Genomic DNA, 13716 nt, shown 5'->3' with positions numbered 1-13716 from the left:
CGCACAGCGGATGTCACCCCGTGCGGTCGCCAGACCATAGACTCGAACGAAGCGCGGGAGCGCACATTCTCAACGTCCGGTGTCAAAGGAGTTGCCGTGAACGAAACTTACGTCGAACCCCTCGTACCGAACGACCCAGAGCGCAACATCAGCGATCTGTTGGTCGATCGCGTGCGGGAAACCCCCGACCGCCCCCTCTTCGCAGTCCCTGACGGCGACGGGTGGAAAGACAAGACGTCTCGCGAGTTCGAAGACGAGGTGATCGCCCTCGCGAAGGGCTTCGTCGCCGCGGGCCTCCGCCCCGGCGACAAGATCGGCTTCCTCGCTTCGACGACCTATCGCTGGACGCTCGTCGACTTCGCGCTCTACTACGCGGGCGTCATCATGGTCCCCGTCTACGAGACCAGCTCGCCCGAGCAGATCCGCTGGATCCTGTCCGACTCCGGTTCCGTCGCCCTCATGGTAGAGAACGACACGCACCACGAGCGCTTCGCCGAGGTGCGCGGGGAGCTCCCGCTCATCGGCACCTATTGGCGCATGGACGAGGGCGCGCTCGCGACCCTCATCGAGGAGGGCCGCGAGGTCGAGGATGCCGAGATCGAGCGCCGCCGCTCGCTCGCCCGCTCGAGCGACATCGCGACGATCATCTATACCTCCGGATCCACGGGGCGCCCGAAGGGGTGCGTGCTGACGCACGGCAACTTCGTCGATACCGCGGAGAACGCGGCCGTCGCGCTGCGTGAGGTCATCGATCAGCCGGGCGCGTCGACGGTGCTTTTCATCACGACGGCGCACGTGTTCGCGCGCTTCATGTCGGTGCTCTATATTCGCGGCGGCGTGAAGACGGGCCACGAGCCCAACACAAAGAACCTCGTGAAGACGCTCGGCTCGTTCAAGCCGACGCTGCTCCTCGCGGTCCCCCGCGTGTTCGAGAAGGTCTACAACTCGGCCGAGCAGAAGACGCAGGCAGAGGGCAAGGGCGCGATCTTCCAGCGCGCCGCCAAGGTCGCGATCGAGTATTCGCGCCGCGAGCAGGAGGGCGAGAAGATCGGCCCGCTGCTCGCGCTGCAGTTCAAGCTCTTCAACAAGCTCGTCTACGGCAAGCTCCGCGAGCTCATGGGCGGGCGCGTCACCTACGCCGTGTCCGGATCCGCGCCGCTCGGCCCGCACCTCGGCTACTTCTTCCGCGGCCTCGGCGTCAAGATCCTCGAGGGCTACGGCCTGACCGAGACGACGGCGCCCGCGTCCGTCAACCGCCCCGGTGACATCCAGGTCGGCACGGTCGGACCGGCCCTGCCCGGCGTCGGGATCCGCATCGCCTCCGACGGCGAGGTCGAGATCAAGGGCGTCAACGTCTTCCGCGAGTACTGGCGTAACGCCGAAGCGACCGAGGAAGCCTTCGACGGCGAGTGGTTCCGCACGGGCGATCTGGGAGCGCTCGACGACCAGGGCCGTCTGAGTATCACGGGCCGTAAGAAGGAGATCATCGTCACCGCCGGCGGCAAGAACGTGTCGCCGACGATGCTCGAGGACCCGATCCGCGCGAACTCGATCGTCGGTCAGGTCGTCGTCGTGGGCGACCAGAAGCCGTTCATCGCGGCGCTCGTGACGCTCGACCCCGAGATGCTCCCCGCGTGGCTCAAGACCCACGGCCAGCCCGACGACCTCACGCTCGAACAGGCCGCCGCCACGCCCGCGGTGCGCGAGGAGGTGCAGCGCGCGATCGACCACGCCAACACCCTCGTGTCGCGCGCCGAGTCGATCCGCGAGTTCCGGATCCTGCCGACCGAGTGGACCGAGGCGTCGGGCCACCTCACGCCGAAGCTCTCCATCAAGCGCTCCGTCATCATGAAGGACTTCGCCTCGGCGGTCGACGACATCTACGCGGCGCCGGGCGACCGCACCTCGACAATCGCCATCGGCTAGCGCCAACGAGTAACGCCCCTCCGAGGAGGGGCGTTACTCGTTTTCGAACCTAGAACCAGTCGCTCTCGCGCACCTGTCGCATCGCGACGGCGCGCTCGGGCTTCTCGAGGCGGTGCAGGTAGACGATGCCATCGAGGTGATCCGTTTCGTGCTGCAGCATCTGCGCGAACACGCCATCGCCCTCGAGCGTGACGGGGTTGCCGTCGACGTCGATGCCCTCGACGCGCGCGTACGGGTGGCGCGGCGTGTCGTGCCAGAGGTTCGGCACCGACAGGCAACCCTCCCCCGTCGGCTGCTTCTCGCCCGTGACCTCGACGACGCGCGGGTTGAGGATCGCGCCGATACGGCCGTCGACGTTGTAGCTGAAGGCGCGAAGGCCCACGCCGATCTGCGGCGCCGCGACGCCCGCGCGACCCGGCACCATGACGGTGTCGATCAGGTCGACCACGAGGGCGCGGATCCCGTCATCGATCGTCTCGATCTCGGCGCACGGGGTGCGGAGAACCGGATCCCCGTAGAAGCGGATATCGCGGACCGTCATGCACGGATCCCCTCGACGACGAGCGCCGCGAGGCGGCGAGCGGCGTCGCGCGTCGGCTGGGCGAGCTCGTGGAACGAGATCGCGCTGCCCGTCGCGATGGCGGGGTCGTACGGGATGCGGACAACGTCGCGCACGCGGCTGCGGAAGTGCGACTCGACCTCGTCGATGCGCACGTGGGTCTTGCCCGCCGCCTCCTGGTTGATGACGACGATCGCGTTCTGCGCGAGCTCGCCGCGGCCGTTGGCCTCGAGCCACGTCAGCGTCTCGGACGCGAGGCGCGCCTCGTCGATGCTGACGCCCGACACGATCACGAGCTGGTCGGCGAGGTCGAGCGTGGCCGACATGACCGAGTGCACGATGCCGGTGCCGGTGTCGGTAAGCACGAGCGAGTAGTAGTGCTGCGCGATGTCGGCGACGGCGCGGTAGTCGTCGTCGCTGAACGCGTCGGCGACGTGCGGATCCGTGTCGCTCGCGAGCACGTCGAGGCGTGTCTCGTCGCGCGTGACGTGGGCGGACATGTCGCCATAGCCGTGGATCTGGTCGCTGTCGCGCACCAGGTCGCGCACCGTCTTGCCCGAGGGCTTGGCGATGCGCTCGGCGAGCGTGCCGCGGTCGGGGTTCGCGTCGACGGCGACGACGCGGTCGTCGCGCGCGTCGGCGAGGGCCATGCCGAGCAGCGCCGTGACGGTCGTCTTGCCGACGCCGCCCTTGCGGCTCATCACGGGCACGAAGCGGGCGCGGCCGTCGATGCGGGCGCCGATGCGGGCCTTGACCGCGGCGCGCTCGCGCGTGGCCTTGCCGTCGCGGAGGTTGATGACGCCACCCGTGATCGAGTGCAGGATGCGGCGCCACGGGTCGACGGGCACGGGCTTGCGGATCGCGCCGGTCTCGAGCAGGCGCGCGTCGGTGAGCACGGCGCTCTCCTCGGGGGCGCTCTGCGGCGCCGCCTGCTCGCTCGCGCCACCGCGGGCGTGCGACTTGATAAACGAGGGGCGGCCCGTGCGGGCGGCCTCCTCGACGCGCGACGCCGTGTCCGCCGAGACGGCGGCCGGGATGGGGCTGTGTTCCTTCACCATAAGCGGTTCCTTCGTCGTCGCTGCCTCGCGGAGAATCGCAATGCTCGGGTCGGTCGCGGTGGCCTCGAGGGTGACGGTATTGGTGGCGGTCGCCATCAGCTCGTCGATGTGCTCGGCGAAGTCTTCCTTCGCCACTACCTCGTCATCGCGCGATTCAGCAGTGTCGTCGTCTTCGGCGCCCTGCGCGGATCCGTCGGTCGCGTCCTCGTCGGATGCGTCGGCGGATGCCGCGTCGCCGGTTGCCGGGGCGTCGGTCGGGTCTTCTTCGGGGGCGGCGTCTTCGAGGGCGGGCTCTTCGGGCTCGGGCTCTTCGACCGCACCTTCTTCGAGGGCGACGTCTTCGAGGGCGGCGTCTTCTGCCTCGGCCTCGTCGATGTCTTCTGTGTCCTCGTCATCGGCGGGTGCCTCGAGGTTGTCCTCGTCTTCGGCAACCTCGTCTTCGTCAACCGCCAGCTCTTCGGCGTCTTCTGCCGAGCTGTCGGCGTCGGCCGCCGGCTCGTCTGCACCTGTATCGGCATCGGCATCGGCATCGGCATCGGCATCGGCATCGGCATCGAGCGCAGGCTCGTCGGCCTCAGCATCGCCAGCCAGCTCGTCGGCCTCAGCGTCGTCCGTCAGCTCGACGGCATCCGCATCGTCGGCGGGCTCGTCGGCCTCGTCGGCCTCGTCGGCGTCCGCCAGTGCGTCGTCATCCGCGCCGTCCGCGGGCTCCTCAGCCTCCGCCTCGTCGGCCGCGTCGTCCTCTGCCGCGTCGGCGTGTGTCGCGTCGTCGTCCGCCGCATCCGAGTCCTCGGCATTGGAGTCGTCTTCGTCGGCGGGTTCGGCGTCATTGGCCTCGTCAGGCTCGGGCTCGTCGCCCTCGTCCTGCGCGTCGAAGCCGCCGGCCGCATCCGCGCCGGCTTCCGGATCCGCGTCGGCGACCTCGTCGCCCGGATCAGCGTCATCGACGACGGATGCGTCGGCCTCCAGCTCGTGCCGCGCGATCTCGTCGGCCGAGAGCTCATCGGCGATGACGTCGTCATCGTCGCGGTCATCGTCGCGATAACCCACGGGAAGGATGACGTTTACCTGTGCGGTTGCACCGAGGTCGATTGCCGTCGTCGAGGTGCTGACCTCGTCGAGAACGCCGTGGTCGACGCCCTCGTCAGACGTCGAGTTGCGGTCTTCTGCCAAGTCGTACTCCTGATCGAAACGCGACCGGCCGGCCGCCTGAGGGCATGATTGCCCCTCCGGAATCGTACTCGGCATGCCTGATCCCGAGCAAAAAGGCTGACTTTTCCCTCCGTGCCTGAGTGGCTCTCAGCGGTAAGGACGGTAGCGTAGGAACGTGCACGTACTTAGCGTCAGCTCTCTCAAGGGCGGTGTCGGCAAGACCACCGTCACCCTGGGCCTCGCCTCCGCGGCGTTCGCCCGTGGTATCCGCACGCTCGTCGTCGACCTCGACCCGCAGTCGGATGTCTCGACCGGCCTCGATGTTTCGACCGCCGGTCGCCTGAACGTCGCCGACGTTCTCGAGAACCCCAAGGAGAAGACGGTCCGTCAGGCGATCGCCTCCAGCGGGTGGACGAAGGTGCACCCCGGCAAGATCGACATCATGCTCGGTAGCCCGTCGGCCATCAACTACGACGGCCCGCACCCCTCGGTGCGCGACGTCTGGAAGATGGAAGAGGCGCTCGCCCTCGTCGAGGACGAGTACGACCTCGTCCTCATCGACTGCGCCCCGTCGCTCAACGCGCTGACGCGCACGGCGTGGGCCGCGAGCGACCGCGTCGCCGTCGTCACCGAGCCCGGCCTCTTCTCCGTCGCCGCCGCCGACCGCGCGCTGCGAGCGATCGAAGAGATCCGCCGCGGCCTCTCCTCGCGACTTCAGCCCCTCGGCATCATCGTGAACCGCGTGCGCCCGCAGTCGGTCGAGCACCAGTTCCGCATCAAGGAGCTCCGCGACATGTTCGGCGAGCTCGTGCTCGAGCCGCAGCTCCCCGAGCGCACCTCGCTGCAGCAGGCCCAGGGCGCGGCGAAGCCGCTGCACGTCTGGCCCGGCGAGTCGGCCCAGGAGCTCGCGACCGACTTCGACCAGCTTCTCGACCACATCGTCGATGCTGGAAACATTCCGGTTCCCGAAGAGGGCCCGCAGGCCCACTGACGGCGATACGAAACAAGCCCCGCTTGGGCGGGGCTTTTTCGTATGTGCCGAGGTGAGCGTAGCTCACGTGAAAAATGCCCCGCGTAGGCGGGGCTTTTTCGTGCGTACCGAAGTGAGCAAAGCTCACGTGAAAACGCCCCGCTCCGGCGGGGCTTTTTCGTGTGTACCGACCTTAGGCGGTCTTCCGAGCGCGGCGCATGGCCAGCTCGTCGACCGGCTCGGGGCTCGCGGGCTCGAACGCGATGAGCGTCGACTCGACCTCGCGCAGGACCTTGCCGACGGCGATGCCGAAGACACCCTGGCCGCGGCTGACGAGATCGATGACCTCGTCGCTCGACGTGCACAGGTAGACCGACGCGCCATCGCTCATGAGGGTCGTCGACGCGAGGTCGCGGATACCTTCTGCGCGCAGCTGTTCGACCGCCTTGCGGATCTGCTGCAGCGAGATGCCCGTGTCGAGCAGGCGCTTCACGAGCTTCAGCACAAGGATGTCGCGGAAGCCGTAGAGCCGCTGCGTGCCGGATCCGCGGGCGTCCTGAATCGTCGGGACGACGAGCTCGGTGCGGGCCCAGTAGTCGAGCTGGCGGTAGGTGATGCCGGCGGCCTTGGCCGCGACGTTTCCGCGATAACCCTTCTGGGCGTTTACCTGCGGAAGACCATCCGTGAACAGCAGGTCGACGGCGAAGTCGCTGTCGGGTGTGCTTCCCGCGTTCATGTGGTTCCTCTCGAGCAGGGCTTTCTCCCACAGTAAGGTCGGATCACGCCGCCATCAATGACATTCGTCGCAACACCGGCGGCGTGTCGATGAAGCGTTATCAATCGTGATCAGTCTGGCAGAATCTGCCCGAGAGCCTGCCGCACGAAAATGCCTCGGACCTCGTCGAGCCGCTCGGCAAGGCGGGGTCCGACCTCGCTCGCCTGCGCCCGCGCGGGCGCGTCGGAACGGCGCAGGAGCGGCGCAAGCGCCGTCTCGATCAGGGCCACATCGCGCTCGGCGCCCTGCTTGAGCGAGCGCACGTGGCGCGGGTCGATGCCGTACTGTTCGAGCGCCACGAGCGCCCGCAGCAACGCGACGTGCGCGGATCCGTAACCGCCGTCCGCGCGGACGAGGCCGAGCGCCTGCGCCTCGTCGAGGATCCGCGCGGGCGCGCCCGCCTCGGCGAGCAGCTCGGCGCGCGAGAAGCTGCGCTCCTGCGGGTGAATCGACTCGGGGGTCTGCGTCAGCGACGACTCGCGGCCCGCCTCGACGTCGTCGAGGTGGTCGCGAATGACGCCGAGCGGCAGGTAGTGGTCGCGCTGCAGGGTGAGCGCCAGGCGCAGCCGTTCGACGTCGGCCGGCGAGAACTTGCGGTAGCCCGAAGACGTGCGCTGCGGGCTCACGATGCCCTGCACCTCGAGGAAGCGGAGCTTGCTCGAGGACAGGCCGGGGAACTCACCGGAGAGCTTCGACAGAACCTGCCCGATCGACAGCAGCGATCGCGTCGGTGACGCGGCGGCGCCGCCTGCCGCGGCCGCCGCCACCATTAGGAGTTCGCCTGCAGATCGCGCGGCGAGCTGAAGAACGTCAACCGGAACTTGCCGATGCGCAGCTCGTCGCCGTTGCGCAGCTGCGAGCGCTCGACGCGCTCACCGCTCACGTACGTGCCGTTGAGCGATCGCTGATCGACCAGCTCGAAGATCGCGCCGGTGCGGACGATCTCGGCGTGACGACGCGACACCGTCACGTCGTCGAGGAAAATCGCGGCGTTCGGGTGGCGGCCAACCATCGTGCGGTCGCCGTCGACCAGGTAGCGCGCGCCGGCGCCGGCACCCTCGCGGACGAGAAGAAGCGCGGCACCCGAAGGGAGCGCCGCCACCGCATCGAGCTCGGCCGTCGACAGATCGCCGTGGAACGGCACGAACGACAGATCGGAATCATGTCCGAACGTCTGCGTGCGATCGCCACTACCATCGTGTCCGCCCAAGCGCGGAATGTGACGCGTTGCGTCTGAGACCGAATCTCCCAAGTGATCTGACACGCGCACTCCTCCCGTTTCGATCCAGCCTATCGGATCCGGCCCCCGCGACGCGCCGTTATCGAAGGTCGCGAATTCTCACGGGATCCAAACATCAACGGCGTACGGTGACGCACGTGAACACTCGCGCCTTCCCTTCCAGGTCCCCGCGCATGATGCGCGCTCTCTCGGTCGCGGCCATTGGTGCCGCGGCCTTTATCGTGCCGCTCGCAGTTGCGGCGCCCGCGTCTGCGCATTCGCAGCTGGTGTCGACGGACCCCACGGGCGACGGACCGAACGGCGACAGCGTGATCGACGCGCTGCCCGATCACGTCTCGCTCACGTTCAGCGACGACCTCACTCCCCCGCTCCCCGCGGAACAGCAGTCCGGCGGCGAGTCGACGACGCAGATCCGCGTCTACGACGAGACCTGCGCCGACGCGGCGCTGCTCATCGCGGATCCGGGACGCGCGGATACGCGCGACTGCACCGACTACGCTACCGGCGAGGCGACCGTCGACGGCCCGACCGTTTCGACCGAGGTCGACAACGTCGGAGCCCCCGCGGGCGCCTACACGGTCGTGTGGCAGGTCGTCTACGGCGACGGCCACGCCGACAGCCAGATGTTTACCTTCACGGCCGAGAACGCCGTGGGCGCCGAGGCGACCCCGACTGACGAGCCGAGCGAGACCGCATCGCCGTCGACGGATCCGTCGGAGCCCGCCACGGAGACCCCGTCGGCGACCGCCGCTCCTGGCGACTCGGCCGACAATTCCGACGACTCGGCCGACAGCGAGACGCCCAGTAGCAGCGCCGAGACGCCGGGGATCCTCTCGGACAGCAGCCCCCTCTCGACGCCCGCCGTCGTCGCGATCGTCGGTGGCGGCCTCGTGCTGCTCCTCGTCATCTTCATCGTCGTGATGATCGCCCGCGCGCGGCGTCAATAGTCGGCGCCCAAAACCGTCAAGATCCCTACATCGCACAGGTATTAGGCTTAAACCATGGCTCATCACGACGTCGTCATTCTCGGTGCCGGCCCCGGCGGTTATGTCGCCGCAGTCCGCGCCGCACAGCTCGGTCTCAACACCGCGATCATTGAAGAGAAGTACTGGGGCGGTGTCTGCCTCAACGTGGGCTGCATCCCCTCGAAGTCGCTCCTCAAGAACGCGGAAATCGCCCACACCTTCAACCACAAGGCCGACTTCTTCGGAATCTCGGGCGACGTGACCTTCGACTTCGGCTCGGCGTTTGATCGCAGCCGCAAGGTGTCGGAGACCCACGTCAAGGGCATCCACTTCCTGATGAAGAAGAACAAGGTCACCGAATACGAGGGTCGCGGATCCTTCGTTGACGCGAAGACCATCGACGTGACGAAGGCCGACGGATCCGTCGAGCGCGTCACCGCCGACAACGTCATCATCTCGACCGGATCCGTTGTGCGCTCGCTGCCCGGTGTCTCGCTCTCGAAGAACGTTGTGTCGTTCGAAGAGCAGATCATGGACCGCGACCTTCCCGGCTCGATCGTCATTGTCGGCGCCGGCGCCATCGGCATGGAGTTCGCCTACGTGCTGTCGAACTACGGCGTGAAGGTCACGATCGTCGAGTTCGCCGACCGCGTCCTCCCCAACGAAGACGCCGACGTGTCGAAGGAAATCGCGAAGCAGTACAAGAAGTACGGCATCGACATCCTCACCTCGACGGGCGTCACCTCGGCCGACGACAACGGCACGAGCGTTCACGTCACGTACAAGCAGAAGGACGGCACCGAGGGCACCCTCGACGCCGACAAGGTGCTCATGTCGGTGGGCTTCGCCCCCCGCACCGAGGGCTACGGCCTCGAGAACACCGGCGTTCAGCTGACCGAGCGCGGCGCCGTCGCGATCGACGACTACATGCGCACCAACGTTCCCGGCGTGTACGCGATCGGTGACATCACCGCGAAGCTGCAGCTCGCGCACGTCGCCGAGGCCCAGGCCGTCGTGGCCGCCGAGACCATCGCCGGCGCCGAGACCCAGACGCTCGGCGACTATCGCATGATGCCCCGCGCCACGTTCTGCTCGCCCCAGGTCGCCAGCTTCGGTCTCACCGAGGAGCAGGCCAAGGCCGAGGGCTATGACGTCAAGGTCGCGAAGTTCCCCTTCAGCGCGAACGGCAAGGCCAACGGCCTCGGCGAGCCCATCGGCTTCGTCAAGCTCATCGCCGACGCGGAGCACCTCGAGCTGCTCGGTGGCCACATGGTCGGCCCCGACGTCTCGGAGCTCCTGCCCGAGCTCACGCTCGCGCAGAAGTGGGACCTCACCGCAACCGAGGCCGCCCGCAACGTGCACACCCACCCGACGTTGTCGGAGGCGCTGCAGGAGGCCTTCCACGGCCTCGCCGGCCACATGATCAACATGTGATCTCCCCCGATTACGGCGGAAGCCCGGACCACTCGGTCCGGGCTTCCGCCGTTTCGTGGAGTGTTGCGGGTGCACCGCGCTCGGGGCATGTCCCACTTTGTGCGGGAATGACGGGGCTATTCCCGCCACAACTGGGACACGCTCCAGGGCATGTCCCACTTTGGGTGGGAATACGGGCGCCATTCCCACCACAACTGGGACACGCCTCGAGGTGTGTCCCACTTTGCGTGGGAAAGACGGCGTTATCCCCGCCACAACTGGGACACGCTCCAGGGCATGTCCCACTTTGCGTGGGAATGAAGGCGGTTACGTCCGCTTCGCGCGGGGTGTGGCGGTTAGCGGCCGAGGGCTCGGGCGAGCTTCGACGCCGACGACGGCTTCGTCGCACCTGCCTCGAGCGCGATCTTCTCGATCTCGGCGAAGAATGCCTCGTGATCCTCGGGAGCAGCGGGGCCGAGCTCGATCTCCCACTCGCACCACTCGCGGTCGACGCCGCGACGCAGGTCGCTCGCCTTTACGCGATCGTTGACGAACTCAGCGATCACCTCGCCGTTCTCGTCGAGCAGATTGTACGCCGTGCGGTCGTTCACGATGCGAGCGAGCGGCGACAGCCGCTCGTCGGTCCACTGCGAAATCTCGGCCATGAGCTCGTCGGGAACATCATCGGTCAGCGGCCAGCCAAGCTCGACGCGTCCGCCATTCACGAGCGGACCCTTGATGTGCCATCCGGCGTCGTGTCCACCCACGCGGCGACGCACCGCGACACCGAACTTCGCGAGGCGCGCGTCGGCCGTATCCAGGTATCCCGCGTCGAGGTGACGCTCCTCCGCCTCGCTCACACTCGCGACACCGGGCGCACGCGTCCAGTCAGGAACAGGAGTCCCGGCCTCGACGTCGAACTTCTTCTCGATCTCCACGGAGCGCTCAGCGGCCATACCGCAAGCTTACTCAGCTCGACTCCGAGAACCCGCCGCGGGTCTCCCGCCGCCCCGCGAAGCGCGAGAACGCTTGCGGGATGGCGATGTGTCGTTTTCGCGCGCCAGAACGACACGAACGCATCCCTCAAGACGTGCGGCACGGCATGTGGTGCTTGCGGGATGGCGTCGTGTCGTGCTTACGCGTGAGGACGGTACAAATGCATCCCTCAGGGCGCGTGGCACGGGCGAGGCGCCTGAAGGATGGCCTCGTGTCGTTATCGCGCCTCAGAACGACATGAACGCATCCTCCAGGGGCGCGTGACACGGTGCGAGGCGCTGAGAGATGGCATTGTGTCGTTACGGAGCGTCAGAACGGCACGGCGACATCCTTGAAGGCGCGCAGCACGAACGCACGAAGTTTCAAGGATGGCCTCGTGTCGTTTTCGCGCGCCAGAACGACACGAACGCATCCCCAAGACGTGCGACACGGCGCGAGGTGCCTGCGGGATGGCATTGTGTCGTTATCGCGCCTCAGAACGGCACGATGACATCCTTGAAGGCGCGCAACACGAACGCAGGGCGCTTGAAGGATGGCGTCGTGTCGTTCTCGCGCGCCAGAACGACACGAACGCATCCCCGAAGGGGCGCGTCATGCACGCGCGCGGCGGGCCGCTTGCTTTTCGCGGTCGGCGAGCTCGGCGTCGCGGGCGGCGACGAGGGCGTCCTGAGCCACGATGACATCGCGCTCCGCGGCGCGGATCTTGCGCTGGGCGAGCGTCTCGACGCCGTAGACCGTGCCGACCCGCTCGTGCTTTTCCTCGATCGTCGTGACGATGTAGGCGCACGAGATGAGCACCACCTGCGCCGAGAAATTGAACCACAGCAGCAGCGCGATGAGCGAGGTCGAGACGCCGAAGAGCGGGTTGTTGTCGGCGCCGCCGACGAAGAGTCCGGACGCCTGTTGCAGGACGACGAGCCCTGCGCCGCCGAGGAGGGATCCGGGAAGCATCGCGCGGATGCCGGGACGGATGCCCGATTGCAGCCAGAACAGCCACGCGATGATGATCGCGTCGAGCACGAACGTCACGACGATCGTGCTGAGACGGGCGACGACCTCGGCGAGCCCGCCGGGGTTGAAGTTGGTCCACGAGAGGACGAGGTCGACAAACGAGGATCCGAGGAAGCTCGCGACGGCCGAGGCGGCGATGAGCACGCCGATCGAGAGGGCGAAGAGCAGGTCGACGGCCTTCATGACGAGCGCATTCGACGTGTCCTGCCGCGTCCCGGCGATGATGCGCAGCGAGAGGCGCACGTTGCCAACGGCTCCGAGGAGCGCGATGACCAGGGCCACGGCGCCGATCGCGCCGGCGAAGGTGAAGCTGATGCGTGAGTCCAACACGGTCTCCACGTTGATCAGCACGTCGTCGTCGCCCGTGCCGAGCAGGCCCGGCACCACCTGGTCGACGGTCTCGACGAGCGCCTCGAGGAGGTCGCTGCGCGAGGCGAGCCAGACAGAGGCGAAGGAGAATCCGATGAGCACGGCCGCGAAGATCGCGAAGAGCATGCGGTAGGTGATCGCCGCCGCGAGCAGCCCGCCGCGGTGATCGACGAAGAGGAAGAAGGCGCGCGCGAGGCGCAATCGCAGTACTCGTTTCACGGCGGCGTCAAAGAGGCCGAGGATCCTCACCATGCCCAATACGTTACGTGATCGCGAGGCCCGTGACCGCGCCGAGCACGATGAACGGGCCAAACGCGACGGCGGTCGCGGCGTTTCCGCGCCGCGACACGAGGATCCCGATCGACCACACACCCCCGATGAGGAACGCGAGCCCGCCGCCCGCAAGGAGCGGGATCCAGCCCTCCCAGGCGAGGAGCATGCCGGTGGGAACGGCGAGCTTCACGTCGCCTCCGCCGAGCGCCCCGCGGCTCGCGGCGCGGAGAATCGCGTAGACGGATCCGAGAACGAGCGCACCCGCGACCCCGCGCGCGAGCGGTTCGAGGGATTCGCTCGCCGCAGCGTCCGCGGCGCAGAGCACGAGCATCCCGCCCGCGAGCGGGGCGACGATGCGGTTCGGGATCCGGTGCTCGCGGATATCGACGTGCGTCAACCAGGCACCCACGACGACGAAGCCCACCTGGGCGACAATCATCAGCGCATGCGACATGCGCCCCAGGCTAGGGGTTTTGCCGAGTTAGCGTTTATGCCTGTGAGTAACGACTCACTCGCCCATGCGGTTGCGGAGCCGCATGGCGCGTTCGGCCTCGCGCTTGTCCTGCCGTTCGCGCAGGGTGTGACGCTTGTCGTACTCGGTCTTGCCCTTGGCGAGACCGATCTCGACCTTGGCGCGGCCGTTCGAGAAGTAGAGCTTCAGCGGCACGAGCGTGTATCCGCCCACGGAGACCTTCTGGGCGAGCTTCGCGATCTCTTCCTTGTGCAGGAGAAGCTTGCGCTGGCGCTTCGCGGCGTGGTTCGTCCAGGTGCCCTGCGAGTACTGCGGGATGTTGACCTGGTCGAGCCAGGCCTCGCCCTTGTCAATGAAGGCGTAGCCGTCGCCGAGGTTCGCGTGCCCCTCGCGGAGCGACTTCACCTCGGTGCCCATGAGGGCAATACCGGCCTCGTAGGTCTTCTCGATCGTGTACAGATGACGTGCGCGGCGGTTCGTGGCCACGACTCTTTCGCCCTTTTCGCGTGCCATCGCGCACCTCCTGTCAGTGTTTGG

Annotated in this window: 13 protein-coding genes; 4 read left to right on the top strand and 9 right to left on the bottom strand. The window is 67.5% G+C overall.

Translation table 11 applies throughout. The annotated features are described in order from the left end of the window. Window positions 1-96: 96 nt before the first annotated feature. A complete protein-coding gene (locus tag DTO57_RS00820; protein ID WP_114116337.1) occupies window positions 97-1926 on the top strand; it encodes an AMP-dependent synthetase/ligase in 1830 nt (609 codons plus the stop codon). Between the two features lie 49 nt (window positions 1927-1975). On the opposite strand, the gene def is transcribed toward DTO57_RS00820, so the two are convergent. Together def and DTO57_RS14605 are read right to left on the bottom strand one after the other, a co-directional pair. Then, on the bottom strand, window positions 1976-2467 hold the full coding sequence (gene def / locus DTO57_RS00815; protein WP_114116336.1) for a peptide deformylase: 492 nt from the start codon (window positions 2465-2467) through the stop codon (window positions 1976-1978). After that, entirely contained in the window at window positions 2464-4716 is a 2253-nt protein-coding gene (locus tag DTO57_RS14605; protein ID WP_229730349.1) for a MinD/ParA family ATP-binding protein, read from the bottom strand. Before DTO57_RS14605 ends, def begins: the two co-directional genes overlap by 4 nt. 154 nt (window positions 4717-4870) lie before the next feature. On the opposite strand from DTO57_RS14605, the gene DTO57_RS00805 reads away from it, so the two are divergent. Next, a complete protein-coding gene (locus DTO57_RS00805) occupies window positions 4871-5686 on the top strand; it encodes a ParA family protein (protein ID WP_114116335.1) in 816 nt (271 codons plus the stop codon). A gap of 172 nt (window positions 5687-5858) precedes the next feature. Here DTO57_RS00805 and DTO57_RS00800 read toward each other — a convergent pair whose 3' ends face one another. The 3 genes from DTO57_RS00800 to DTO57_RS00790 all read right to left on the bottom strand — a co-directional run bounded on the left by DTO57_RS00800 (window position 5859) and on the right by DTO57_RS00790 (window position 7650). Then, a complete protein-coding gene (locus DTO57_RS00800) occupies window positions 5859-6401 on the bottom strand; it encodes a MerR family transcriptional regulator (RefSeq protein ID WP_114116334.1) in 543 nt (180 codons plus the stop codon). Between the two features lie 110 nt (window positions 6402-6511). Continuing rightward, window positions 6512-7210, bottom strand: a complete 699-nt coding sequence (gene ftsR, locus DTO57_RS00795) for a transcriptional regulator FtsR (protein WP_114116333.1) — start codon at window positions 7208-7210, stop codon at window positions 6512-6514. Beyond that, window positions 7210-7650, bottom strand: a complete 441-nt coding sequence (locus tag DTO57_RS00790; protein WP_244909098.1) for an FHA domain-containing protein — start codon at window positions 7648-7650, stop codon at window positions 7210-7212. Before DTO57_RS00790 ends, ftsR begins: the two co-directional genes overlap by 1 nt. Window positions 7651-7853: 203 nt before the next feature. Between DTO57_RS00790 and DTO57_RS00785 the strand changes: the two genes are divergently transcribed. Both DTO57_RS00785 and lpdA read left to right on the top strand, forming a co-directional pair. Continuing rightward, a complete protein-coding gene (locus tag DTO57_RS00785; RefSeq protein WP_114116331.1) occupies window positions 7854-8627 on the top strand; it encodes a copper resistance CopC family protein in 774 nt (257 codons plus the stop codon). Window positions 8628-8681: 54 nt separating this feature from the next. Then, window positions 8682-10079, top strand: a complete 1398-nt coding sequence (gene lpdA / locus DTO57_RS00780) for a dihydrolipoyl dehydrogenase (RefSeq protein WP_114116330.1) — start codon at window positions 8682-8684, stop codon at window positions 10077-10079. 335 nt (window positions 10080-10414) lie between these two features. On the opposite strand, the gene DTO57_RS00775 is transcribed toward lpdA, so the two are convergent. From DTO57_RS00775 to smpB, 4 genes are all read right to left on the bottom strand, one after another. Continuing rightward, on the bottom strand, window positions 10415-11014 hold the full coding sequence (locus DTO57_RS00775; RefSeq protein ID WP_114116329.1) for a CYTH domain-containing protein: 600 nt from the start codon (window positions 11012-11014) through the stop codon (window positions 10415-10417). Between the two features lie 631 nt (window positions 11015-11645). Continuing rightward, the gene (locus tag DTO57_RS00770; protein ID WP_114116328.1) at window positions 11646-12686 is read right to left on the bottom strand and encodes a YihY/virulence factor BrkB family protein; all 1041 of its coding nucleotides are present in this window, start codon (window positions 12684-12686) and stop codon (window positions 11646-11648) included. 10 nt (window positions 12687-12696) lie between these two features. Continuing rightward, window positions 12697-13161, bottom strand: coding sequence for a prepilin peptidase (locus tag DTO57_RS00765; RefSeq protein WP_114116327.1), 465 nt, complete (start codon window positions 13159-13161; stop codon window positions 12697-12699). A gap of 54 nt (window positions 13162-13215) precedes the next feature. After that, the gene (gene smpB / locus DTO57_RS00760) at window positions 13216-13692 is read right to left on the bottom strand and encodes an SsrA-binding protein SmpB (protein ID WP_114116326.1); all 477 of its coding nucleotides are present in this window, start codon (window positions 13690-13692) and stop codon (window positions 13216-13218) included. Between the last annotated feature and the right edge of the window lie 24 nt (window positions 13693-13716).

It is taken from the genome of Microbacterium sorbitolivorans (genome assembly GCF_003327285.1).
GTDB classification, from domain to species: Bacteria; Actinomycetota; Actinomycetes; order Actinomycetales; family Microbacteriaceae; genus Microbacterium; species Microbacterium sorbitolivorans.
The sequence above is the reverse complement of the archived record's forward strand: the minus strand, read 5'-3'. Positions and strand labels throughout refer to the sequence as shown.

Bases quoted from the DNA above. Each gene is read 5' to 3' on its own strand.
- def (WP_114116336.1), bottom strand. From the start codon at position 2,467: ATGACGGTCCGCGATATCCGCTTCTACGGGGATCCGGTTCTCCGCACC.
- DTO57_RS00800 (WP_114116334.1), bottom strand. From the start codon at position 6,401: ATGAACGCGGGAAGCACACCCGACAGCGACTTCGCCGTCGACCTGCTG.
- ftsR (WP_114116333.1), bottom strand. From the start codon at position 7,210: ATGGTGGCGGCGGCCGCGGCAGGCGGCGCCGCCGCGTCACCGACGCGA.
- DTO57_RS00785 (WP_114116331.1), top strand. From the start codon at position 7,854: ATGATGCGCGCTCTCTCGGTCGCGGCCATTGGTGCCGCGGCCTTTATC.
- lpdA (WP_114116330.1), top strand. From the start codon at position 8,682: ATGGCTCATCACGACGTCGTCATTCTCGGTGCCGGCCCCGGCGGTTAT.
- DTO57_RS00775 (WP_114116329.1), bottom strand. From the start codon at position 11,014: ATGGCCGCTGAGCGCTCCGTGGAGATCGAGAAGAAGTTCGACGTCGAG.
- DTO57_RS00770 (WP_114116328.1), bottom strand. From the start codon at position 12,686: ATGGTGAGGATCCTCGGCCTCTTTGACGCCGCCGTGAAACGAGTACTG.
- DTO57_RS00765 (WP_114116327.1), bottom strand. From the start codon at position 13,161: ATGTCGCATGCGCTGATGATTGTCGCCCAGGTGGGCTTCGTCGTCGTG.
- smpB (WP_114116326.1), bottom strand. From the start codon at position 13,692: ATGGCACGCGAAAAGGGCGAAAGAGTCGTGGCCACGAACCGCCGCGCA.